Raw genomic sequence first — 23,674 nt, 5'->3', positions numbered from 1 at the left:
ACTCACTCTTTTCATCGCAATTTCTGAACACTACCTTGTTCATATTGGATTATTTCCTCAAAAGCGTATAACGCCGCATTAAGGGGCAGCCAACGCTACTACCAACTCACCGCATAACAGCGGAATCACAAAAACTCACGCATAATAAAAATGCCACGCGTTGGCTGTCCCTCTTAAATGCTTTGTTAGGTTTTGGACTTCAAGATTGCATGTAGTTCATTTACATACCTACAAACTACCGGCTCTAACCGCTCAAAAGAAGCAGTTAAGTCTGTTAACTCTTCACCACATTGACCATGTTCTGGATAATTTTCTGCTAACTGTTGACTAATTATACCTTCATGTTTAATGGCATTATTTATCAACCGCAACTCGTTTACTGCATCGAACTCCGGCAGATTTTTTACCTCTTGTGGCAATAATTTCACTAGTACATCCCAATTAGAGGCTTTTCTTGCGCTATCTGTAAGATTGAAAAATCTCACCAGTTCTTTGTGCTTAAGTTCAAGCTTCTTATAAAGAGCCAAAATGCACAACTCGCTAGCCAAGTCGACAACACTAAACATATAAATTGCATCATCTTCAATCCATGAACTGTGCATATGCTTATGTTCTTTAGACATAAATTGCATGTCGTCGTGTACAGCACGTGCTTGTTCAATTTTCGAAAACTCGTTGTCCACAGCACTGGAAAAAATTTTCCTAAAGGAGTGGATAATCTCTGTATCTAGAGTGGATATATACTGCTCAACCAAATCCTCAAAAGATGAACTCAACTTACTCTCCTTAAAAACCTAACGCTGCGTTAAGGGGTGAGTGCCGCTCAAACCAACTTTCCGCAGACCACTTTCACCACTAAAACTCACCGCATACCAAAAATGCCACGCGGCATGAATCCCTCTTGAACGCCTTGTTATGTGTGTAGTTCAACTACTCCCACTGCCCTTGTTCACTCACCAAAACTTTTTCATCTTGGGTTACTGTCAGTACACCAGAATCTGAAATCATGTAAACAACGTTACTATTAGTGAACTTATAACCCAAAAATTTTGAAGGAGTACCGTCTGACAAATGAGTATGTAACGTGTGACCTTTAAGAATGATCTCATCACCAGATTTCTTGGACTTGCCATAATAAGTTACATCATCACAAGTAACCTCGCCTTCCATGCAGTTTGATGCTATCGAAACAACATAGTTCTTTGTCACTAAGGTTGTCGCTAAACTTGAAAAACTAGCAAAAAGCAGCATAAACAAAGCTCCATACCTAGCCATGACTATCTCCGAACACATAACGCCGCATTAAGTGGTGAGCAACGCAGACCACCAACCTTAAAGCATTGTGCCGTAAACACTAAAGCCGAAGCAAACCAAAAATGTCGAGCGTTGTGAATCCGTCTTAAATGCTTTGTTAGGCTCGAACTTCAACACGATCTCCATGACTTGGTGGTGTTGAGGTCACTAAAAAATGAAGGTCCTCTTGACTCAAATTGCTGAGTTTATGAGGTGTATTACATGGGACATGAAAGCCTTGATTCGGGTGAATTTTGTGCACTTCCCTACCAACTTCCAAAGTCGCACAACCAGATAAAACGAAGAAGAACTGTTCCGATTTTTCATGCAAATGGCGAATTTCACTACAACCAGAAGGTACTTTTTCTTGAATCACACTAAGAAATTTAGATTTAACCAAGTGCCACCCATCGCACTTTTCGCCCCACACATAGTGCTCTGCATTTTCACGAGCTATGACTGTCAAATTTCCTCCTAGAGCCTAACGCCGCGTTAAGGGGAAATGACAATGCTAACTATCCATTTAATTACAATAACTTAAATAAAAAACACAAAGAAAATAACCTTTTAATGTAGCGAATGTGTAGCATTATAATTTCTCTCTTCACCTAACCCACTTTTGGACAGAACCATCTTAGGGTTAAAGTTCTAACAGCCTTTCGTCCAATAGGTTTTTTGCACGATTAAATGCGACTGTATTGGAATACTCTAAATGCCATGGCCAATTTCAGCGCACCAATGCATTGTGTTGAGTATTGGTCGTAAAAATCAGTCTGAGCATGTCTTAGATATTGTGTTTGCCATTATGTCTAAGTGCCTATCTAAGTGAGTGTCCACCTTAGAGAATGATGCTTCACTCTCAGCACTATGACTATCGACCAGAACATACAAATCTGAAAGTAAAACTTTGACCTGAGCTATACCATCTAAGTTACATGTGGGCTGATACACCTTCGAACTTTGATTACCAGTTCTAATTTCTTCTTTAATGTACTCAATATCTCTACTTATTTTTTGCAAAATAGCTTCTGGTTTCACTTGGTCTTCTTTAGAGGTTAACACCACCAAAACAAATCCAAACGCCAAGGCTAAGCAACCTAATAAAAAACTATAGAACCAAGTCTTAAGGTGCTTATCCATCCATTTCTTTTTTGCTTCGTACTCTTGCAAGATAGTTTTCGTAGGATCAGTTTTGTGATCTATACCAACGGTGAGATTGTAAGACGGTCTTAAGCAGAACAGAAAAAAAATTAATGAAAATAGAATGATATTGTAATCATGCCCAAATGTTGTGTTTATCGTCAACGTAGCAAGAATCGCAAACGAAGATACTGTAAAGAGAAACTTACCTGTGTCGTAGTACCTATTAGCAAATCCAGCAATGTCTTGCTTCACATACTCTACTAGAGCGTCATCCATTGCATCGCTGTATAAGGCTGGTTTTTTTTTGAGAAGTAACATTCACTTTTATACCTTACACGTTCACATCACATACATGGGGTGGCGCAACATAATTACCACACCCTGAACAGATGTATATACCATCAGGAAGCAACCCTAATTCATACACATCATGAGCATATCTTTGCACTTTACGATGAGAAGCTTTCGGCAATAAACGTCCTTTTACTGTCATTTCTGTTCGTAAAGGCTTCGCTATCATACGTAGCTTTTCGTTTCTTTCGATAGCATACCCTGCAATCGTTCCATTTTGAAAAACTGGAGTTATTACGAAGGGTTGTCCAGCAACCTTTCGAACAATGCGCTTTGTTCCAACAGAAATATGCTTGCGTACCAAGTTTCCATTGTTATTCGTACAAGCTATTAATATTGAAGATTTATTTTGTTTTTTGTCTCTCAAAATACCACCTCGAATCTGCGTATTTATCATGCTACTCCAACCGTAGAGACACATTACTGGTGTTAGGAAAAGTAAGTCAAATGATGCTTAGGAGAAGTGTGTGTTCAATCAGCTAAAAGAAGGAATGGGGCACTACTGAACTACGAAGCGCCAGCAGTGAGGGTTCTGGACATAACCACTTCAGTGCTTTTACTAACTAAGCACATTATAGATTTACTGAGCAGTATAGGCACTGCTCACTTGAGTTGAGTAGTGCCTTCATGTTAAATCCGGTACTTATTCTTTCTTGATGTGAAAGCTGGAATAGTTCCTTCTAAAACTTCTACGATTTGAGCTTTAATCGAATTTTCCTCAATTCCTCCAGAACTGAACGAGAATTTGTTCCCATTTTCTTTATCAATACTAACTCTTATTACCTGTTCAGAATCAGAAACAACAGCAAGGTTAGGATTATGGGTAACCATTATTATCTGTCGTTTTTTCTTAGCCTCTTTAATATAAGGCACTAGAACTGTAGCGACACTGTTGTTGTCTAGATTATCCTCAGGTTGGTCAATTATTAGTGGAATGTCCTCTTTATCTAACACTAGATAGAAAACTAGTAACATAGCTCCTTTTTCACCAGGTGAAAGTTGGTCGAGACTCTTGTTGTTTTGGCGCAAATCATAATAAGGAGTTATAAACTTTAGCCCAAACAACATGTCATACAGCTCTTTCGGAGATTTCACAATTTCGGTAATGTGAGTTTTTGCGTTATCTCTTCCTTCTCGCATATCGTTCTCAAGGTAATGAATAACTTGATTTAAGAAATTGGAAACATCATTGCGATCGTTCCAGTTTGTAGGACTAAACAATTCGTCATTAAGTAATATTGCACCCTCACCAGCCCCATAGAAAGAACCAGCGCGATTTTGCTTTATATGTGTGAGGATAAGCGAGTCCAGTGAGGCATCTGGATAGAATGAACTGGTTATATTGAGCCCAGATACGTCAGAGCTATCCAATTTACTATCGATTTCAAGTTTTACTTCATCGTAAAAACTCTTAATTTCTGACTTCACATCAAATATTTCTAGTGATGTAGCAATACGACTAGCACGTAATTTCTCTAGTTCTGTCAAAAGGTCACATTCGATATATCTAATTGACTCATTGATATAGGCTAGAGTATCCGATTGATTTACGTCACCTTTAATTCTAGCTAGCTGTTCTTCCCATATAGCCAAAGAATTCAGGTAATTCTGATATTCGAGTTGTTCGCCAGTAAATTGTTCTTGAATCTGGTTAATCTGAGCTTTACACTTTTTCAATCGCGAAGCTTTTGTGAGTGCTTGGTAATCTTTGGAGTCTATTTCATCATCGATTGATAACTCTAAAGTTAAGTTATCTTGTTGGGCAGTTAGTTGACCTATAAAGGACTCTAAAACCTGCATGTCTACATTCAATGTAATAACATCATCAAGATTCAGACCAAGATGACTATAACTTTCCTTGTTGTATTGGATTAACTCATCGATCTCTGACACTTTACTTGTCAACGTATTCTTAAATCCAACAAGTGAGTTAACCTGCTTTTCGAGATTCCGTATACTATTTTGGCAAATATAAAAATCATCTTCAAATTGGCTAAGCTTATCTTGTAATACTGACAGCGCATCTTTCTTTGCCTTAATCTCTGGATCTAGGCTTTGAGTCGCAGGATCCATAACAGCTTTTGGCTTAGTTGATAGGTGGACAGTTAACTCTTCTTCTTTAATAGCTTTTTGATTACGCAATACTTGAAGATGATCTGGATGAGACTTCTGTTCTAAAGATATGATACTGTCATTTAGTATTGATATCTGTTCAACAAGACGAGAAAGTGAGGCTGTAGTAGTGTTTTTCTTGATCTCAATAAGCTCACTGAACGTGCCTTTATCCATTCGCTTGTGCTCAGGAATATATTGGAACACGACTTTTTCAATTTCGGCTCGAAAAGCTTCAACTTTCCCTATTTCATTACAGACTTTCTCAAAGTAACTTTGGGGTAAGTATCGTACTAATGGCGGCGCAGTAGGATCTATACTGTGACTAAGTGTACGAGCATTTAAAGTTTTCCCACTTTCAAATGTTAGCGATGCGCTAAACCTATCTGCTAGCCCACGCTTCTTGAATTTGTTTTTATGCAAAAATAAAAAGTCTTCTGAATGCTCACTATCAGCACACATTGCTATAATATCTGAAACCGCACTTTTACCATTTCCTTTATGACCAATAATGGTGATTAGTTCCTTATTTAAGGGAATCGTAATCCCTTCAAACCACTTGTTACTAGAGTCATGTGATCCTGTTCTATTTATAGATATCTTACTTAAATATTTCGTACTGTTCGCTTTGACTCTTGTCAAAACTGGTGGTTCAGCACCTATATAAAAACGACTTTCTGGCTCATTTAAGGCATACCTTAGTCCTTCAAAATTTGTTGAGCCTTTTATCCACATATTCTGTTTAAATTTATAATTATGAATGTGGTGATTGTCTGAACAAATAATCATCGGTATCACTTTACCAATGTGAGGGAACACGTATTTACTATAGCCTTCTTGATCAGATTCTTTACCAAGTTCATAGATGTCTATTGCGCGAGCTATGTTAGACTTTTGCGCTGCATTATGTGGCAGAGAGTGAGTTATGTTCTCCACAGAACCACTTTTTGCTCCAGCATGTATAGTTGTAATTCCACCTAACTCTTTTACCAGTGATATAGTGTTATCTAAATTTACATAGATAGCATTTTCAGCAGTTCCCTCAGACTGAATTTTGTGTAAGTCTGTTTTATGTTGTAGCTGCCCCCAAACGAAATTCAAATCGCAATCCTCTGGAAATATGCCTATGAAATGTACAGGGTCTTTACCTCGTGCATCAGATAAGAACTCAATACCAGGTAATACCGTAATACCTACAGGGGCACCTAAAGCTTGTAAATCAGAAATTCTTTGGATATCGATTAAATGGTGATCAGTGATTGCCACAACAGAGATTGATTTAGCTTTGAGTTCGTCAATGATCTGTTGGTTCGTAACAGTTTTGTCTTTATAGTCATAAGATGATGGACTATGGAAATGTAAATCCCACAAGTGCCACTCAGCACCTCTGTTTTGCATATAAATTACCTTTAATATTAGAGGCCAACTTTATAGGCCTTAGTTTTGTTATGATTCTATATGAATAAACCCTCTCTTTCATTGAGCATAAACACATAAAACTAACGATGTAACTGATAGTTAGGTGAAATTTACTTCCCCTCGGTATATCAAAGATTCATAACGAGTTGTATTAGAAAAGGGGGCAACTTTTAGTAAGTTAAAAGCCCATGAATAGTATGTGAATGAGTAATAGGTCTAACGCATAAAGGGGCAAACACTTGCTATACGACACCCTATCACCCACTACGCCGCACTGATATCCTTGGTATACCGACATCGAGGATATGAAGAACAGCCGTAAAACTGATTACCTTTGTTCTGCCCTCTTTTCGCGGTTCGCATGACCAATGGCGCATGGCAACTTGGACAAAGCGGTGTGGTGCTTTTGGGTGGTGTCACTTCCAAGGTTTTCTCTGTCGGTCGATTGCGCACTTGTTCAATCATGTGAACGAGTTCACCGCCATTGATTAGCCACAGCCGCTTATCAAGCGCATACCTGATTGCCTCGGAGGTAAAGTCACCCGAGGTCACTATAATCATTTTGCTGGCATTGTGTTCTATCATCACGGCGTACATTTCGCGTAAGATTTGAACCCCAACCTTGCGGGCCTTCCAGTGTTTGCACTGGACGAGCGTTAATTGGCCGTCCTTTCTCATCCAGATGTCCACGCCCCCATCCGGCTTTTGCGAAAAGGCTTGTTTGACTTCATAGCCCTGTTGTTTGAAGAACTCGCCAATATACCCTTCAAACTCTAACCATGACAGGTTGTTTAAAGCGGCAGTCGTACCTTGGCTGACTATTTCATTGGTTGTTGTAGAATACTGGCGCTGCCTGCTTAATTGCTTGAAGAGTGCAACAGGAGCAGGAATAAGGAGAGTAAACGCGACATAGGGCGCGAGTATCGGCAGATTTGGCGCAATAGAGTTAAAAATAAAATTTTCTGAGCTCATGGCTAACGCAGGTAGCACAAAGCTCAAGCCAATGTAGGCTATCGCCGCGAAAAGCACACTTACCCACCACGGCGCATCCATAAGATGCCACAAAAGCCCATCGTTCTTTTTTGCCATACTGTTTTTTATTCATTGATTTAATATGAGCATTAAATCATATCAACGGTGTTCTTACTTTGATTTATCGCGCACTTCGCTTTTTAGATGTCAAAAATACAGTTATTCACAGAACTCCAAGTTAAAAAGCGTGACGCATGTTAGATTCGATGCGCCACTTAAACAGACGAGTGATGATTTCACGCCCTTCAATGGCAACCCCTTTCAACGCTCTAACCAACTCACTGGCACAGTACAACGTGGTTTTGATAACGCCTGTCTCTGTGTCGATTGAAAACGCATAGTGCGGTTTAAACACTTGCGCTTTGCGTGTGCTGAACACACCGCCCATGCGCTGCGTGAATCGTTTCCAGTCGCCTTTATCCGCCGCTTCCACAATCTCTTTTGCCACTGCGGGTAAATCTTGCATTTCTTTGAGGCGGCGCAGCTCTCGCCATACCGTCACAGAGCAGCCGCCGAGCTGTTGAAACTGGCGAATACCCCAACATGACGCCCATGCGTCCACTCTTGCGGCGGCGTCTTTCGGGTCTTCCCCGTAAACCCCACAATCAAGATCACTTCCATCAATGTTTTTCGAGATGTATTTGGCAATGTATCCGGTAGCGCTGCCTTTGGCGGGGTCGATTTTCACTTCGGTAAAACGATGCTCCGTTGCGCCCTTTTCCTCTCTATCTTCGCGCATGGCGTAATCACGCATGATTTGCACCATCAGGTCATAGTGTTTGGGCTCGACAAACAGCAGCAAATGCCAGTGCGGTGTACCGTCATGTTGCGGCTCTGCTACACGAAAACCGTAGAAACGCACACCCAAACGATTGAGCGTTGAACGCATCAGTTTCCAAATATCATTCAGGTAGGTTTGCCCGTCCAGCGGGGTATGCCCTGCCCATTTGGGGTTCACCTGTCCCGATGTGGAGTAACTGCGATGGTACTTTGACGGACAGGTAATGGTGAGAAAGGTTGCTACATGACCGAGCTCTTTGGCTAAGTCTTCAAAGCCTCTGGCTCTGACCATCAGCTCACCTTTGCGAATGGTCGGGTCGGAAACGCCTTTTTGTGACAGTTCCAGTAAAGAGAACGACTGCCCTAGCTCGTTGGTGGCGATGGTGTTTTCGAGATACGCCTTTTGATAGGCTTTCTGCTGACGCCTTGCCATCAGCGTGGGCATCGAGCAATAGAGGCTTTTGTGTTTGTTCACTTGGTTGAGGTGATGCAATACCAGCTCGATGTTACGACGTAACGCCTTGCGCAATCCTCGCAGCCACCATTTGCGGTCACTGTATCGAGCCACTTCACCCCTAAGTGAATATTGCCCGTTATAGGGCGTTAACCCTTTTTGCGCGACAAACTCACGCAGCACGCTTAAGGCGCGTTCGTCATTACGAAAACGGCGGCGGCGCTCCAGCACTTCCTTAGCGTGCCTTTCGGCGTTCGCTCTCAAGTCTTCTTCACTGACGTTGAGCGTTATCTTGTCAATCGGCAGCGACAACTTGGCCGCAATCGCCTCCACCGTGGTTCTAAGGTAGGTATTGCGTTCAAACTTGGTCGGATAGCTCAGATATTCCTTGAGCAGTAAACGCTGAATGACGTCTGAAAATGGCAAAAGCCTTTGCTGTACAAAGGCTCTGTCGTCACGGTCAATGCAAGAAAGGTCGAGTGTACCCATCAAATGCCCTTCCCTTTTTCAGTGATGGAAAAGACATCCCAACGCAAACCGTTGAACTGTTGTGGGGTATAGTGGATAAGCCCCTCTTTCATCAGTTTATGGATGGTTTTGTGATGCACCTGTATCGGTAAAAGGGATTTCGGTTGCACATCGCCATTATGGGGACAGTAATCCGAGCACACATCAAAGGTGCGCCCTGCTCTCATCCATTTCAGTAGCGTGATTTGCTCCGGTGTTAAATTAACCATGCAGCCACCCTCCTTGAGAAAGGTGGTTAAGTTTGGTTTGGCTATCAAGCCATGCGTCTAAGTCTTCTTTGAGGTAGCGAACCGCACGACCAATTTTAATGAACGGTGGCGCGAGAGTACGGTTTTTACGCTGCCCTTCCATACGGGCTTGACGTAAGAAAGAACGGCTCATGCCAATGTAAATCGAGGTTTCTTGCTCTGTGTATGCACGTTTATCAAGTGTTTTCATATGTGTGTCACCAACTTTGTTGTTTAGGAAGTGACATTGAAACTACACAGTTTAAAAAATGGATTTGAAATCGGATTTAGAATCGCGTGTTTCGATTTGTTAATCCAATCACAAAACACCCTTTTTGGGGCTCCCAAAAGCACTATGCCAGCATAAAAAACCAAATAGATTGCAGATTGCAGACGTTTTTCTAAATCATGTTCACAATGTTTCTAAATAAAACCCCTACAGATACCCAACCCAATAGAGCAACATTCTAAAAATCATCACAGATTTAACCGATGAGATTCACCGCACTGGCCTTATGCTCAGGAGCCAGATGCGCATAGCGCAGCGTCATTTTTAAATCCGCATGGCCCAACAATTCACGAACCACGTTCAAATCCGCTTCTTTCATCACCAACTTACTGGCGAAATGGTGGCGCAAGTCGTGAAAACGGAAATTCTCGATTCCCGCTTCTTTAAGTAACGACTCCCACTGGTATTGATAAGAGTCGAGCGGTTTGCCATTTCGCTCAAACACCAATTCGGTATCTGGGTTTTGTTCATGCCAAGCCTGTAACATGATATACACCGTGTTATTGAGTGGAATGGTGCGTTTGTTTTTCGATTTGGCATTCTCAGAGCGAATGGTCAAATACCTGTCTTCCATGTTGATGTGTGACCACTTAAGCGACAACATTTCGCCTTTGCGCATACCTGTATTGAGTGCCAGTACAATCAACGGCTCTAAGAAATCCACATAGCGCTGTGACACCAGCCTTTGGGCGCGCTTACCGTACCTTTGCAATGCTTCGTCTTTTAAACGTGCATCACGCGCTTTCAAGCTCTCCAGTAATGCCGCCTCTTCACTCACCGACAGGTAACGAATACGCTTGTTATCAATGCGAGGGATTTTTACATTATCAAGAGAGTGAGAATCGATAAAACCCCACTCCACCGCACGATTGAACACTGCTCTTAGGCGGTTATAGGCATAGGAAATGGTCGCAGGGGCGCGACCTGCTTTGCTACGTTCGGCCACCCACTGCTGAATGTCCCAAGCGGTAATTTCAACCAGTGACTTAGTGGATAAATGTTTGAAGTTGCTTTGAATGCACATCAACGACTTTTGCGCAGTTTTTGCATTAATCGACATGAGATAGGCGGAATAATGTTCCTCAAGGAATTTACTCAGTGTCAGGCTGTTACGCTGCTCTCGCTTTTTCGCTTCATGGCGAGTGACTTGCACATCTTCCCCCGCCGCGACTTGCCCCGCTTTTTCTTTGGCTAAGTCTCGCGCTTGCGCTGGCGTTAAAGCATTGGCTGAACCGAGCAAGAAATTGCGCTGCTTACCGTGAATTCGATAGTAGAGGTAATACTTGATCACCCCTTTGGGGGAAATCCGCGCATGAAATCCGCTGATTTCGGTGTCATTCAATCGCTCGTCTGCGATGGTGAGATTTTTGATAGAGCTGGCGGTAATTTTCTGCTTGATAGCCATGACACAGATTCCTTGTGTAGCGATTATGTAGCAGAATTATTGTATACACAGGCATTTAAATGAACAACAATAAACAACCAATCAACATTTAAAGCATTGATTTAGATTACATTAAACATCCTCTCTGTTCTTTGTTGTTTACTGAGTAATACATACCAATCCCAGCGTTAAGGGGTGAATGCCGCATAAACCAACTTTCCGCAGACCACTTTCACCACCAAAACTCGCCGCATACCAAAAATGCCACGCGGCATGAATCCCTCTTGAACGCCTTGTTATGCTTAAGCTTCAATGGGTTACGTTTTACTCGAAACAAGATTAACTCGACTTTGATTTACAAACAAAAGCCAAAACGTAGAAAACCGAAATGACTCATAGTTTTGAAAGGCAGACTTGGACTTTTAACATTTCAAGCTTGGGCAACTAAGAACTGAAAGCTGATTTCTGATTGAGCCAGTCGCCCTAACCTCGTGCTTACCTGATAATTGATTGAGGCAATTCTCCGAATTTCCAGCGCCAAAGAATGAGTGTCCGAAAAACAGCGCCTACTGAAGCCAACTTGCCAACAAACTCGAAACTAACCAGCCGAGGGAGCAAAGAGAAACATAAACCACTGATTTTACGTGATTAAGCATAACGCCGCGTTAAGGGGTGAATGCCGTTTAAACCGACTTCCCGCAGACCAACTTAACCACAAAACTCTCTGCAAACCAAAAATGCCACGCGGCATGAATCCCGCTTGAACGCTTTGTTATGCTTAAGCTTCAATGGGTGGCGTTTTAATAGAACCAAGATTAACTCGACTTTGATTTACAAACAAAAGCCAAAACGTCGAAAACCAAAATGACTCATAGTTTTGAAAATCGGACTTTGAAATCTGGCCGCTAAAACTCAAAAACCTAAGATCAAATTGCTGATTGAGTCAGCCACCCTAACCTCGCGCTTGCCCGAAAATTGATTGAGGCAACTCTCAGAATTTTTAGCGACCAAGAATGGATGTCCAGAAAATAGCGCACACAAAAGCCAACTTGCCGACAAACATCAAACTGACAAGCTGAGGGAACAAAGAAAAACCATAAACCACTGATTTTACTTGATTAAGCATAACGCCGCGTTAAGGGGTGAATGCCGCACAAACCAACTTTCCGCAAGCCACTTTCACCACTAAAACTCACTGCAAACCAAAAATGCCACGCGGCATGAATCCCACTTGAACGCCTTGTTATGCTTAAGCTTCAATGGGTTACGTTTTTCTGGAAACAAGATTAACTCGACTTTGATTCATAAACAAAAGCCAAAAGCTAGAAAACTGAAATGACTCATAGTTTTTAAAAACCAGACTTTGAAATTTGGCTGCTAAAACTCAAAAACCTAAGATCAAATTGCTGATTGAGCCAGCCACCCTAACCTCGCGCTTACGCGAAAACTGATTGAGGCAACTCTCCGAATTTCCAGCGCCAAAGAATAAGTGTCCGGAAAACAGCGCCCACTGAAGCCAACTTGCCGACGAGCACAAAATCAAAAAGCTGAGGGAACAAAGAAAAACCATAACCAACTGATTTTGCTTGATTAAGCATAACGCCGCGTTAAGGGGCGCAGGCACGCAATACAAAAGTGACCGCATCACACCTTAACCGCTAAACTAACCGCAAACTGAAAATGCCACGCGTGCCAAGTCCCTCTTGAACGCTTTGTTATAAGCACGAAGTCACACGCTCCATTACGCGTTACTAATTACTCTTGAACGCTTTGTTATAGGCACAATTTTTAGGCTTGATCTCTTCAATTCTGGAAACAATAGCCTTTATCTGTCTTTTGTAGTCCGCTTGAATCGTGTCATCAAACTTCCAAATGGACTGCTCTTCATTTGCTAAAAACCTAGTGATATACCAAGAAGTAACGCAAGCGTTTAGATAAGCATTCTCAACCAACTCTACGATGTATTTTGCATCTTCAATACTTGGATTTATCCCCTGCTGATGTATTTGCTTTTGCTTTAGAACGAACTCTCCCTGCCATTGTTCGTTAAATCGGTTCACTAATGCTACATCATGATGGATTTTTTGATATGCAAGTCGATAATCTGACTTAAGATCAAGTAATACCTCTTTGAAAAACTCGTCGTAAATTGGGGTCGCAATGCTCCGAGGTAAAACGCTAGGGTAAGAATCCTGAGAAATAATACTAAACGCATCTTCATAAACAGTTAACTGCTGTTGAAGTTGCTGTTGAATTGCAGATAACTCCAGTTTTAGTTGCTGCTTAATTTTAGACTTGCGCTTCCACTCTTTGATGACAGTGTAAACATGCGTTGCAATAACACCAATAATGGCGCTAGATATCGCGAGAAAGAATTTATCCATTTGACTCCAAACCATCGTGCTTATAACGCTGCGTTAAGGGGTGAATGCCGCTCAAACCAAGTTTCCGCAGACCACTTGCACCACCAAAACTCACCGCATACTAAAAATGCCACGCGGCATGAATCCCTCTTGAACGCCTTGTTATGCTTAAGCTTCAACAGCCGCATTTTTACCAAAACCAAGATTAACTCGGCTAGGATTAGCTAACAAAAGGCAAAATCTAAGAACCTGAAATGACTCATAATTTTGAAAATCAGACTTTGAAATTTGGCGGATCAAACTCAAAAACCTAAGTTCAAATTGCCGATTGAGCCAGACGCCCCAACCTAGCGCTTACCTGAAAATTGATTGAGGCAATTCTCCGATTTTCCAGCGCCAAAGAATAAATGTCCAAAAAAACAGCGCCCAATGAAACCGACTTGCCGACAACCACAAAACCAATCAGCCAAGGGAACAAAGAAAAACCATAAACCACTGATTTTATGTGATTAAGCATAACGCTGCGTTAAGGGGTGAATGCCGCACAAACCAACTTCCCGCAGACCACTTTCACCACCAAAACTCGCCGCATACCAAAAATGCCACGCGGCATGAATCCCTCTTGAACGCCTTGTTATGCTTAAGCTTCAATGGGTTACGCTTTACTAGGAACAAGATTAACTCGACTTTGATTCACAAACAAAAGCCAAAACACGGAAAACTGGAATGACTCATAATTTTTGAAAATCAGACTTTGAAATTTGGCTGCTAAAACTCAAAAACCTAAGTTCAAAGTTCTGATTGAGCCAACAGCCCTAACCTCACGCTTGCCCGAAAATTGATTGAGGCAATTCTCTGAACTTCCAACACCAAAGAATAAGTGTCCAGAAAATAGCGCCCACTGAAGCCAACTTGCCGACGAGCACATAACTCAAAATCGGAGGGAACAAAGAAAAACCATAAACCACTGATTTTACGTGATTAAGCATAACGCCGCGTTAAGGGGCGCTGGCACGCAATACAAAAGTTGTCGCATAACACCTTAACCACTAAACAAACTGCAAACCGAAAATGCCACGCGTGCCAAGTCCCGCTTTAACGCTTTGTTATGCAAATGTTCTTAACGGCAAAACGTATCTATATACAAAGCCTCAACCTTGTCTCTCGCCCACTGTGTGCGACGCAAAAACTTAAGAGAAGATTTGATTGATGGATTGCTGTAAAAACAGTTAATTTGAATTTCTCTGTCTAACCCTTCCCAACCATAGTGCTCTTGTAAACGAACAAGGATTTTCTCTAAGGTTAATCCATGTAAAGGGTTGTTTGGTTGCTCTTGGCTCATCGCTTGGATCCTAATAATACCGCTTAGTTTGGTCGCAGTTTACCAGAATGCTGTAGCCAGTTAGCCAATTTATTTTCGCCAATAGCCTAGACCTAAGCACTGGAAAATCGGCTGATTTGAATATTTGCATAACGCTGCGTTAAGGGGTGAATGCCGCCTAAACCAACTTTCCGCACACCACTTTCACCACCAAAACTCACCGCATACCAAAAATGCCACGCGGCATGAATCCCTCTTTAACGCTTTGTTAGCCCTGTGCCGATTAGTACATATAACCTAACCAGTCCAAATGACCATTTGCCCACTCTTTGCCACTTACTGGTTTGATAAACAGATCATCAATATGCTCAACTGCCACACCATAGTTTGTGTGTTCATTAAGCCGTAACCAAGAATGGATTGTCTCGACTTTGCTATAACCATGCTTCAGATAGAAGCCATCTAGTTCAGAGATTAGCATAATGAAATCAACCCCTTTTCCCTTTGCAAACGACGACACTTCAGAAAGCATAAGTGACCCAATGCCTTTACCTCGATATTGTCCAGCAACACAGAAATCAATGACACCCAAGACTTTGTAAACTTCATCACCGACTTTCACGGCGCGATAATCTAACCCTAAATAGCCCACGAGCATGTCACCTTCATATTGTAAAGCACGCATATGAGGCAGTTGCTTATAGTAGGAGCGATTGGCTTGATGCTCAGGAAAAGACTGATTCCTCAAAGCCTCAATAGCTTTGTGTTGTGCTTCCGTTACATTAATTTCAAATACAATATCCATTGTTTTCCTTGAAAGGGCTAACGCTGCGTTAAGGGGTGAATGCCGCCTAAACCAACTTTCCGCAGACCACTTTCACCACCAAAACTCACCGCATGCCAAAAATGCCACGCGGCATGAATCCCTCTTGAACGCTTTGTTATGCTTAAGCTTCAATGGGTTACGCTTTAATAGAATCAAGATTAACTCGACTTTGATTTACAAACAAAAACCAAAACGTAGAAAAACGAAATGACTCATAGTTTTGAAAATCGGACTTTGAAATTTGGCTGCTAAAACTCCAAAACCTAAGATCAAATTGCTGATTAAGCCAGCCGCCCTAACTTCGTGCTTACCTGAAAATTGATTGAGGCAATTCTCTGAATTTCCAGCGCCAAAGAATAAGTGTCCGGAAAGCAGCGCCCAATGAAGCCAACTTGCCGACTAACTCGAAACTAATCAGCCGAGGGAACAAAGGAAAATCATAAGCCACTGATTTTACGTGATTAAGCATAACGCCCAATTAAGGGGTGAACAACGCCTCCACCCAAACCTAAAGCATTGTGCCATAAACGCTAAAACTGAAGTAGCAGCAAAAGTGCCAAGCGTTGTGAATCCCTCTTAAATTGCTTGTTAGGTAAATCTCAACGCCTTCTTTCAGAGCGGATATGAATAGATTCTAATTGCATAAATTGCTTAAACCGTTGGACAAGTATCACTCTGAATGTTTTGGGGCAAAAGCAGCTCAACTTCAGAAGACAGACCAACTCCCTTAAGTCAAGTAAATGGAAAAAACACCTTGTTTCTCTGAAAGCACTAATTAACTCTTTAACTACATTACTCCAGTCACCATGATGATTAATTTCTGTTACGAGTACGATACAATGATGAGGAGCATCGCGGTTAACTTCTAATTTTTCTCCACCTGAGTCAGAAATTTCTTCTCCTCGACTTAACGCATTACACACTCCTACAAGTTGACCTATCGCCTTATTTACCTGCTTTTGAACTCCAGCAACCCGACGATCCATAGAACGTTCAAAACCTGCTTGTATCACCGATAAATCTTTAGATTCGATTAATATTGCTCCTAACTCATCAAACGCTAAGACGTCAGTAAGCTCTCTACTTTTATCACCAATTCTCACTTGTGGAGACTTGTGCAAGGTAAACGGAAAAACCGATTCCAACGAAGACCATATTGCCCGCTCAAGCATGACTCCTTCATCTTTGTCATCTAAGACCATTGACGAATAATCATTAACTCCCATAAAAACGGTGGTATTTATATTCCAGCCTTTAGCTTCCACATCAAAAGTATACACATCCGCCTTTGGATGATTTTTACTTTTAGCTTTAGTGTCTAGAGTAAAATGCAAACAGTCTAAAGCATATGAACAATCGGAATTAAACTCTCCAATATACGGTCGGCTGCTCTTAAACACTTCAAGTAACTTCAAATTTGGACCGTTTAACTCTACCTCAGACCAACCAATACATATATCTAATTCATTAAAAAGAAATAACTGTGTCGTTTTCTTATCAAGTAATTCAGTGACTGAGGACAATTCCTCTTCGATAGTTATACAACCGGAAATAACTAGCGGACTTTCAGGAACATCGTAAACCCTGTAAGCATACATTAAGACATCATCATGTAGCGCTATGGACACATCAAACTTACATTTAGTGATTATCGCCTTAATCGAAGCAGAGGGAACTTTCATAATGGCAGCTGTTTTATAACTTTCATCAGAAGAAGGAATTATCCACAAGGAAGCAGCTTCTGAATGCATTTCTTTTCGTACTCTTTCACTTAATAATATCACCGTAACTCCTTAGATTTTTCTAACGCTGCGTTAAGGGGTGAATGCCGCTTAAACCAGCTTTCCGCAGACCACTTTCAACCCCAAAAACCACCGCATACTAAAAATGCCACGCGGCATGAATCCCTCTTGAACGCCTTGTTATGTTTAAGACTCAAAGGGTTAAGTTTTACGATACCAAGAGCTTAACTCGACTTACCTTTGCACACCAAAACCATAGGCTAAAAAACTGAATTAACTCATAAATTTGATTGAATTTGCATTGAATCTCAACGTGAGAAACGAAAGTTGAAGCTCTAGCTTTGAAACTGAGCAAGCTGCGCTCACCTCACCAAAACACTGCATTTCAATGAGGCAACTCTCTGAATTTTTAGCGCCCACGAATTGAAGTCCAGCAAACAGCGATCACTGAAGTCAACTTGCCGACAAGACCAAAATTATAAAGCCGAGAAAGCAAAGAAAAGATGCAACCAACTGATTTTACGTGATTAAACATAACGCCCGCCTAAGGGGCTGACAACGCATTACCACTAAACTTAAACACACCAGCCGCAACCACCGCGGCTCATTGGGACTGGAAACGCCGCGCGTTGACAGTCCCTCTTGAGGCGTTTGTTAGCTTCGTAGCCTATTGTTTAATAATGATTTTTAAACACATTTGCTTGAAAGCCATTTTACGCAGAAGCATCACACAAACACACATCCAACGCCAAAAGCTGTGAAGTTGGCTGCCAAAACCTAAAACGATCTAGGTTAAGTTGGCCACGGTTAAGAGTCCGCGACAAAGAAAGCAAGATCACAGCGATGATGCAGCCTTTTGTGAAACCAAACTTTCCGTGTGGAACATCCAACAACCTTGAAGCATCGAGGTTTGATGGTTTTCAGCAACTTTGAAACTGCTGAACATTCAACACTTTCTACCAAGTCAGAATCCGACAAACTCGAAAGCCAAGTTGTGACATTTGAACGCTAAAAGCTGAATTTTCACAGCAAATGAACTTAGATTTTGATGGTTCTAGCCTTTAAGAAGCTAACGCTGCGTTAAGGGGTGAATGCCGCATAAACCAACTTCCCGCAAACCACTTTCACCACCAAAACTCGCCGCATACCAAAAATGCCACGCGGCATGAATCCCTCTTGAACGCCTTGTTATACCAATTTTTGGCCAATCATAAGCAACCTAACTTATAAGCCAAACCCAACTTTAGGGAGTTTACGAACTGAGCGAACACCCCATTGAGATAAATCTGGCTTAGGTTGTCCCGTGAAGTCACCAAGGCAGATATACCCTCTAGACAGATAACGATAAAGGAAATCACCGCCCTCTAAAGAGCCTCTTCTATCATCACCAAATGGTAATTTTATACGATCTACTCGTAGATCTGACGCGGCTTTGAAAGCTGGATAAACGCTGGAATTCACCGAATATGAGCTTAGATCGTTTAGAAGTGCTTTATCAGACATTTGTGATGTTGTACGACTAAAGATCATGATTAGACGTTTCTGCTGTTCTGATGAAACGATGATCATTTCCATTTTGGTTTTCCTTTGAAATAAGGAAGTATATAGAAACCAAGCTTCTCTCGATAGTGTCTTGATTTGGAGCTGATTACGATGAATTGGTATAACGCCGCGTTAAGTGGTGAACAACGCTACCACCCAACCTAAAACATTGTGCCATAAACACTAAATTTGAAGTAGAGGCAAAAGTGCCAAGCGTTGTGAATCCGTCTTAAACGCCTTGTTAGGCGAAGTTTCCCACCAGTGTTCAAGGATGTTTGAAAGCAGATTACCCGAAACCAAATAAGCAACCAAACACCCACTGACTTTTTGTGATTCAAGAACCATAAAAGCCACTATGTTTCAGCCAAGGTTTCAACAACCACGAAATGCTGACCTTCAGCAACAAAGCAGGTTTTGAACCCGTAAAGCCCAAAGGTGCAAACTCACAGCAAATTCAAAAGCCTCAATTGACTTGCCCTTGCCACACTTTGAACCAGTGAAATTCACCGTCAACCAGCCCCATAAAACAATGAGGCAACCCACGAATTTTGGCATGTTTTACGCTTGAAGAAATTCAAGAATTTGAGCCGACAATACGAAATTGCCGACTTAGAAAAACGAATAGCCAAAGAGAACTAAGAAGATGAGAACAAAGAACTTTCCTGCCCGTCGCCTAACGCCCAATTAAGGGGTGAACAACGCTACCACCCAACCTAAAACATTGTGCCATAAACACTAAATTTGAAGTAGAGGCAAAAGTGCCAAGCGTTGTGAATCCGTCTTAAACGCCTTGTTAGGCGAAGTTTCCCACCAGTGTTCAAGGATGTTTGAAAGCAGATTACCCGAAACCAAATAAGCAACCAAACACCCACTGACTTTTTGTGATTCAAGAACCATAAAAGCCACTATGTTTCAGCCAAGGTTTCAACAACCACGAAATGCTGACCTTCAGCAACAAAGCAGGTTTTGAACCCGTAAAGCCCAAAGGTGCAAACTCACAGCAAATTCAAAAGCCTCAATTGACTTGCCCTTGCCACACTTTGAACCAGTGAAATTCACCGCCAACCAGCCCCATAAAACAATGAGGCAACCCACGAATTTTGGCATGTTTTACGCTTGAAGAAATTCAAGAATTTGAGCCGACAATACGAAATTACCGACTTAGAAAAGCGAATAGCCAAAGAGAACTAAGAAGATGAGAACAAAGAACTTTCCTGCCCGTCGCCTAACGCTGCGTTAAGGGGTGAATGCCGCACAAACCAACTTCCCGCAGACCACTTTCACCACCAAAACTCGCCGCATACCAAAAATGCCACGCGGCATGAATCCCTCTTGAACGCCTTGTTATGCTTAAGCTTCAATGGGTTACGCTTTACTAGGAACAAGATTAACTCGACTTTGATTCACAAACAAAAGCCAAAACACGGAAAACTGGAATGACTCATAATTTTTGAAAATCAGACTTTGAAATTTGGCTGCTAAAACTCAAAAACCTAAGTTCAAAGTTCTGATTGAGCCAACAGCCCTAACCTCACGCTTGCCCGAAAATTGATTGAGGCAATTCTCTGAACTTCCAACACCAAAGAATAAGTGTCCAGAAAATAGCGCCCACTGAAGCCAACTTGCCGACGAGCACATAACTCAAAATCGGAGGGAACAAAGAAAAACCATAAACCACTGATTTTACGTGATTAAGCATAACGCTGCGTTAAGGGGTGAATGCCGCCTAAACCAACCTTCCGCAGACCACCTTCACCACCAAAACTCACCGCATGCCAAAAATGCCACGCGGCATGAATCCCACTTGAACGCCTTGTTATGTGTTTGAATTAACAGTTAAAGATTACCTGTTTTGACCACAAAGCGCGATAATTTATGCCCCACCGCGAAACTTACTACCGCCACAGTAACAGCAACTATTATTGAGAAAAAGTAGCCAACCGTTGTCGAGACACCAAAACCCCAAACGAAAGAAAATACCAAACCTTGGAAAGCTTCGTAAGGCCAAACGAGAAGCGGAAAGTGAGACCCGTCCATGATGACGAAAACTAGGGTACTCAAAGACAAAACCGATGATAAGAACCCAATGATATTGTGACGATTCATACTAGTAATCCACTAGAAACATTTTCCGCAATTCTAATTTTTACTTTTTGATTTAGAAAGATAAATTCCGGAAAGACACATAACGCCGCGTTAAGGGGTGAATGCCGCACAAACCAACTTTCCGCAGACCACTTTCACCACTAAAACTCACCGCATACCAAAAATGCCACGCGGCATGAATCCCTCTTGAACGCCTTGTTAGCTGAATTTCTCCATGACAAAGTTGCACAGCTTTTGACCGCGAACTTCTATGGTTTGTTCTTGTATAACTTTGAACCCAAATCTCTCATAAAACGGACGAGCTGTAATACTCACCTCAGAGGAAAACCTAGTAATTCCTTGTAACTCACCCATTCTGAGTACATGTTCCATTAACTGTCGTCCGACGCCTTGACCTTGATGTTCATGGTGACAAAAGAAATGATCAATTAATCCATTTTCTTGAAGATCACTATAACCAACAATTTTTCCACCAATTTCAGCAACAAAAGGTGAAAGAGAGTTCATTTTTCGTTGCCAAATCTCTGAAGAAAATTCATCTGGAGCCCATGCTTCAACTTGGGCTTGCGAATAATCACGTAAGTTCACATTACGAACCGTATGATAAAAAATAGCCCATAAATCATGCGCATCTGATTCTTGATACTTTCTAATTTCGATCATGCTGATATTTACCACCATTCAGCTAACGCTGCGTTAAGGGGTGAATGCCGCCTAAACCAACCTTCCGCAGACCACCTTCACCACCAAAACTAACCGCATACCAAAAATGCCACGCGGCATGAATCCCTCTTTAACGCTTTGTTATATTTTCGATTTCGCTAACACTCAAAATATCTTTACAGCGCTCTTTCTCAATACGCGAAAGTACCACATCTTGATGATCTCTAACCAAGTTCCATAAGTATCCATCTGCCTTTCGATACTCGAACGCTAAATCAATACTACTAAAATACTTCGATTTCAAAAGCGGCTCTGACGGATAGTGTTTTTGAACTTCTGTAAGGCATCTTTCTGCGTTGACTATGTTAACCATCAAATCTATTGCCTCTTCGAGTTCAGAGTTAACAAACTTTTTTTGCGTGATATAAATATCGTGCAGTTGCTCCCAAAGAGTCACCAAATGTAAGCCAACTTTTCTAAGCTCATCAGCTTCAATTTCTGTAGCCAAGTACTCTTTGAACTCAAGAGCATTGTTCGAACTGGATGCCAAAGAAAGAGATGAAAATAGCAGACAAAATAAAATCAGAGTCCTTTCCATGTATCCCTTACCTCGAATGAAAATATAACGCCGCGTTAAGGGGTGAATGCCGCATAAACCAACCTTCCGCAGACCATTTTCACCACCAAAACTCACCGCATACTAAAAATGCCACGCGGCATGAATCCCTCTTGAACGCCTTGTTATGCTTAAGCTTCAATGTGTTACGCTTTTCTGGAACCAAGATTAACTCGACTTTGATTTACAAACAAAAGCCAAAACATAGAAAACCGAAATGACTCATAGTTTTAAAAATCGGACTTTGAAATTTGGCCGCTAAAACTCAAAAACCTAAGATCAAATTGCTGATTAAGCCAACCGGCCTAACCTCTCGCTTACCCGAAAATTGACTGAGGCAAATCCCTGAATTTTCAGCGCCAAAGAATAAGTGTCCGAAAAACAGCGTCCAATGAAGTCAACTTGCCGACAAGCACAAAACCAACAAGCCGAGGAAACAAAGAAAAACACTAAACCACTGATTTTAAGAGATTAAGCATAACGCTGCGTTAAGGGGTGAATGCCGCCTAAACCAACTTTCCGCAAGCCACTTTCACCACAAAAACTCACTGCAAACCAAAAATGCCACGCGGCATGAATCCCACTTGAACGCCTTGTTATGCTTAAGCTTCAAAGGGTTACGTTTTACTCGAAACAAGATTAACTCGACTTTGATTTACAAACAAAAGCCAAAACGTAGAAAACCGAAATGACTCATAGTTTTGAAAGGCAGACTTGGACTTTTAACATTTCAAGCTTGGGCAACTAAGAACTGAAAGCTGATTTCTGATTGAGCCAGCCGCCCTAACCTCGTGCTTACCTGAAAATTGATTGAGGCAATTCTCCGAATTTCCAGCGCCAAAGAATGAGTGTCCGGAAAACAGCGCCTACTGAAGCCAACTTGCCAACAAACTCGAAGCTAACCAGCCGAGGGAGCAAAGAGAAACATAAACCACTGATTTTACGTGATTAAGCATAACGCCTTGTTAAGGTGTGAGGCACGCAATACCGAAGCCTCCGCATACCACCTTAAACACTAAAACCAACGCATAGTAAAAATGCCACGCGTGCCGAATCACTCTTGAACAATTTGTTATAACCACATGTTCTCACGGACTTCATAGTGGCTAACATGACGATCTGGATTCAATTTGTACTTTTCATCCTCTGGATATAATTTGGCGACACTGATGTCTTCACCAGAAAATGCTTTGATACATTCAAGATCTTCCCAATAGGTCAACAACGTGATTTCAGCAATATCACCTAAATCTCGATTTAAAATTTGAGCACCGAGGAAACCTTGTGTACTAGATGTATCTTTGATCCCTGTCTCATACAGGTATGCAATAAACCCTTCTTCATACTCTTTAGGGCAAGTAGCTTTCCATTCCCTTGCTATCATAAATACTCCATTTTATGCCGTGGTTATAACGCTGCGTTAAGGGGTGAATGCCGCACAAACCAACTTCCCGCAGACCACTTTCACCACCAAAACTCGCCG

The 23,674-nt window shown here is 41.7% G+C and carries 20 protein-coding genes and 1 pseudogene; all 21 read right to left on the bottom strand.

What is annotated here, in order from left to right; translation table 11 throughout:
• Positions 1 to 185: 185 nt before the first annotated feature.
• Positions 186 to 776, bottom strand: coding sequence for a hypothetical protein (locus PQQ36_RS21285; RefSeq protein ID WP_273662533.1), 591 nt, complete (start codon positions 774 to 776; stop codon positions 186 to 188).
• A 154-nt stretch (positions 777 to 930) separates the two neighbouring features.
• The gene (locus PQQ36_RS21275; protein WP_225471132.1) at positions 931 to 1,275 is read right to left on the bottom strand and encodes a hypothetical protein; all 345 of its coding nucleotides are present in this window, start codon (positions 1,273 to 1,275) and stop codon (positions 931 to 933) included.
• Positions 1,276 to 1,411: 136 nt separating this feature from the next.
• Entirely contained in the window at positions 1,412 to 1,759 is a 348-nt protein-coding gene (locus PQQ36_RS21270; protein WP_273662532.1) for a cupin domain-containing protein, read from the bottom strand.
• 302 nt (positions 1,760 to 2,061) lie between these two features.
• Entirely contained in the window at positions 2,062 to 2,754 is a 693-nt protein-coding gene (locus tag PQQ36_RS21265; protein WP_273662530.1) for a hypothetical protein, read from the bottom strand.
• A 13-nt stretch (positions 2,755 to 2,767) separates the two neighbouring features.
• Positions 2,768 to 3,184, bottom strand: coding sequence for a hypothetical protein (locus PQQ36_RS21260; protein ID WP_085761032.1), 417 nt, complete (start codon positions 3,182 to 3,184; stop codon positions 2,768 to 2,770).
• 233 nt (positions 3,185 to 3,417) lie between these two features.
• Positions 3,418 to 6,297 (bottom strand): TrlF family AAA-like ATPase, encoded by a 2,880-nt coding sequence (locus tag PQQ36_RS21255; protein ID WP_263190045.1) that lies wholly within the window; start codon positions 6,295 to 6,297, stop codon positions 3,418 to 3,420.
• Positions 6,298 to 6,582: 285 nt separating this feature from the next.
• Positions 6,583 to 7,407 carry a restriction endonuclease gene (locus PQQ36_RS21250; RefSeq protein ID WP_263190044.1) on the bottom strand — a complete coding sequence of 275 codons (825 nt, stop codon included), beginning with the start codon at positions 7,405 to 7,407 and terminating at the stop codon, positions 6,583 to 6,585.
• A 121-nt stretch (positions 7,408 to 7,528) separates the two neighbouring features.
• Positions 7,529 to 9,073 carry a replication endonuclease gene (locus PQQ36_RS21245; RefSeq protein WP_263190043.1) on the bottom strand — a complete coding sequence of 515 codons (1,545 nt, stop codon included), beginning with the start codon at positions 9,071 to 9,073 and terminating at the stop codon, positions 7,529 to 7,531.
• Positions 9,073 to 9,321: a hypothetical protein gene (locus PQQ36_RS21240; protein WP_263190041.1), complete on the bottom strand. Its 249-nt coding sequence runs from the start codon at positions 9,319 to 9,321 to the stop codon at positions 9,073 to 9,075. The genes PQQ36_RS21245 and PQQ36_RS21240 overlap by 1 nt, the downstream gene beginning before the upstream one ends.
• Complete coding sequence (locus PQQ36_RS21235; protein WP_011080322.1) at positions 9,314 to 9,550, bottom strand: helix-turn-helix transcriptional regulator; 237 nt, start codon at positions 9,548 to 9,550, stop codon at positions 9,314 to 9,316. The genes PQQ36_RS21240 and PQQ36_RS21235 overlap by 8 nt, the downstream gene beginning before the upstream one ends.
• A 274-nt stretch (positions 9,551 to 9,824) precedes the next feature.
• Positions 9,825 to 11,033, bottom strand: a complete 1,209-nt coding sequence (locus tag PQQ36_RS21230) for a site-specific integrase (protein WP_263190039.1) — start codon at positions 11,031 to 11,033, stop codon at positions 9,825 to 9,827.
• Positions 11,034 to 12,012: 979 nt separating this feature from the next.
• Positions 12,013 to 12,138, bottom strand: a complete 126-nt coding sequence (locus PQQ36_RS21215; protein WP_257975106.1) for a hypothetical protein — start codon at positions 12,136 to 12,138, stop codon at positions 12,013 to 12,015.
• A 625-nt stretch (positions 12,139 to 12,763) separates the two neighbouring features.
• Positions 12,764 to 13,396 (bottom strand): hypothetical protein, encoded by a 633-nt coding sequence (locus PQQ36_RS21205; RefSeq protein WP_256389847.1) that lies wholly within the window; start codon positions 13,394 to 13,396, stop codon positions 12,764 to 12,766.
• Between the two features lie 1,099 nt (positions 13,397 to 14,495).
• A complete protein-coding gene (locus PQQ36_RS21185; RefSeq protein WP_000076907.1) occupies positions 14,496 to 14,717 on the bottom strand; it encodes a VF530 family DNA-binding protein in 222 nt (73 codons plus the stop codon).
• Positions 14,718 to 14,979: 262 nt separating this feature from the next.
• Positions 14,980 to 15,501 carry a GNAT family N-acetyltransferase gene (locus PQQ36_RS21175; protein ID WP_273662524.1) on the bottom strand — a complete coding sequence of 174 codons (522 nt, stop codon included), beginning with the start codon at positions 15,499 to 15,501 and terminating at the stop codon, positions 14,980 to 14,982.
• 620 nt (positions 15,502 to 16,121) lie between these two features.
• Positions 16,122 to 17,306, bottom strand: a complete 1,185-nt coding sequence (locus tag PQQ36_RS21165) for a hypothetical protein (protein WP_273662523.1) — start codon at positions 17,304 to 17,306, stop codon at positions 16,122 to 16,124.
• Positions 17,307 to 18,040: 734 nt separating this feature from the next.
• Positions 18,041 to 18,103: pseudogene (locus tag PQQ36_RS22655) on the bottom strand (DUF645 family protein); the annotation flags it as partial.
• A gap of 385 nt (positions 18,104 to 18,488) precedes the next feature.
• Positions 18,489 to 18,839 (bottom strand): hypothetical protein, encoded by a 351-nt coding sequence (locus PQQ36_RS21145; RefSeq protein ID WP_011150389.1) that lies wholly within the window; start codon positions 18,837 to 18,839, stop codon positions 18,489 to 18,491.
• Between the two features lie 2,271 nt (positions 18,840 to 21,110).
• On the bottom strand, positions 21,111 to 21,575 hold the full coding sequence (locus PQQ36_RS21130) for a GNAT family N-acetyltransferase (protein ID WP_193305618.1): 465 nt from the start codon (positions 21,573 to 21,575) through the stop codon (positions 21,111 to 21,113).
• A gap of 130 nt (positions 21,576 to 21,705) precedes the next feature.
• Positions 21,706 to 22,269 (bottom strand): hypothetical protein, encoded by a 564-nt coding sequence (locus tag PQQ36_RS21120; protein WP_273662521.1) that lies wholly within the window; start codon positions 22,267 to 22,269, stop codon positions 21,706 to 21,708.
• 994 nt (positions 22,270 to 23,263) lie between these two features.
• Positions 23,264 to 23,575, bottom strand: a complete 312-nt coding sequence (locus tag PQQ36_RS21110) for an antibiotic biosynthesis monooxygenase family protein (RefSeq protein WP_005477810.1) — start codon at positions 23,573 to 23,575, stop codon at positions 23,264 to 23,266.
• Between the last annotated feature and the right edge of the window lie 99 nt (positions 23,576 to 23,674).

Source organism: Vibrio sp. CCUG 15886 (genome assembly GCF_028570825.1).
In the GTDB taxonomy this organism is placed as follows: Bacteria; Pseudomonadota; Gammaproteobacteria; order Enterobacterales; family Vibrionaceae; genus Vibrio; species Vibrio vulnificus_B.
This window is presented reverse-complemented; position numbering and strand designations above follow the sequence as displayed.

What these genes read in the sequence shown, in the direction of transcription:
- PQQ36_RS21145 (WP_011150389.1), bottom strand. Translation starts at nt 18,839, where the DNA reads ATGGAAATGATCATCGTTTCATCAGAACAGCAGAAACGTCTAATCATG.
- PQQ36_RS21230 (WP_263190039.1), bottom strand. Translation starts at nt 11,033, where the DNA reads ATGGCTATCAAGCAGAAAATTACCGCCAGCTCTATCAAAAATCTCACC.
- PQQ36_RS21255 (WP_263190045.1), bottom strand. Translation starts at nt 6,297, where the DNA reads ATGCAAAACAGAGGTGCTGAGTGGCACTTGTGGGATTTACATTTCCAT.
- PQQ36_RS21215 (WP_257975106.1), bottom strand. Translation starts at nt 12,138, where the DNA reads ATGCTTAATCAAGTAAAATCAGTGGTTTATGGTTTTTCTTTGTTCCCT.
- PQQ36_RS21250 (WP_263190044.1), bottom strand. Translation starts at nt 7,407, where the DNA reads ATGGCAAAAAAGAACGATGGGCTTTTGTGGCATCTTATGGATGCGCCG.
- PQQ36_RS21235 (WP_011080322.1), bottom strand. Translation starts at nt 9,550, where the DNA reads ATGAAAACACTTGATAAACGTGCATACACAGAGCAAGAAACCTCGATT.
- PQQ36_RS21260 (WP_085761032.1), bottom strand. Translation starts at nt 3,184, where the DNA reads ATGATAAATACGCAGATTCGAGGTGGTATTTTGAGAGACAAAAAACAA.
- PQQ36_RS21275 (WP_225471132.1), bottom strand. Translation starts at nt 1,275, where the DNA reads ATGGCTAGGTATGGAGCTTTGTTTATGCTGCTTTTTGCTAGTTTTTCA.
- PQQ36_RS21265 (WP_273662530.1), bottom strand. Translation starts at nt 2,754, where the DNA reads ATGTTACTTCTCAAAAAAAAACCAGCCTTATACAGCGATGCAATGGAT.
- PQQ36_RS21175 (WP_273662524.1), bottom strand. Translation starts at nt 15,501, where the DNA reads ATGGATATTGTATTTGAAATTAATGTAACGGAAGCACAACACAAAGCT.
- PQQ36_RS21130 (WP_193305618.1), bottom strand. Translation starts at nt 21,575, where the DNA reads ATGATCGAAATTAGAAAGTATCAAGAATCAGATGCGCATGATTTATGG.
- PQQ36_RS21110 (WP_005477810.1), bottom strand. Translation starts at nt 23,575, where the DNA reads ATGATAGCAAGGGAATGGAAAGCTACTTGCCCTAAAGAGTATGAAGAA.
- PQQ36_RS21205 (WP_256389847.1), bottom strand. Translation starts at nt 13,396, where the DNA reads ATGGATAAATTCTTTCTCGCGATATCTAGCGCCATTATTGGTGTTATT.
- PQQ36_RS21240 (WP_263190041.1), bottom strand. Translation starts at nt 9,321, where the DNA reads ATGGTTAATTTAACACCGGAGCAAATCACGCTACTGAAATGGATGAGA.
- PQQ36_RS21185 (WP_000076907.1), bottom strand. Translation starts at nt 14,717, where the DNA reads ATGAGCCAAGAGCAACCAAACAACCCTTTACATGGATTAACCTTAGAG.
- PQQ36_RS21245 (WP_263190043.1), bottom strand. Translation starts at nt 9,073, where the DNA reads ATGGGTACACTCGACCTTTCTTGCATTGACCGTGACGACAGAGCCTTT.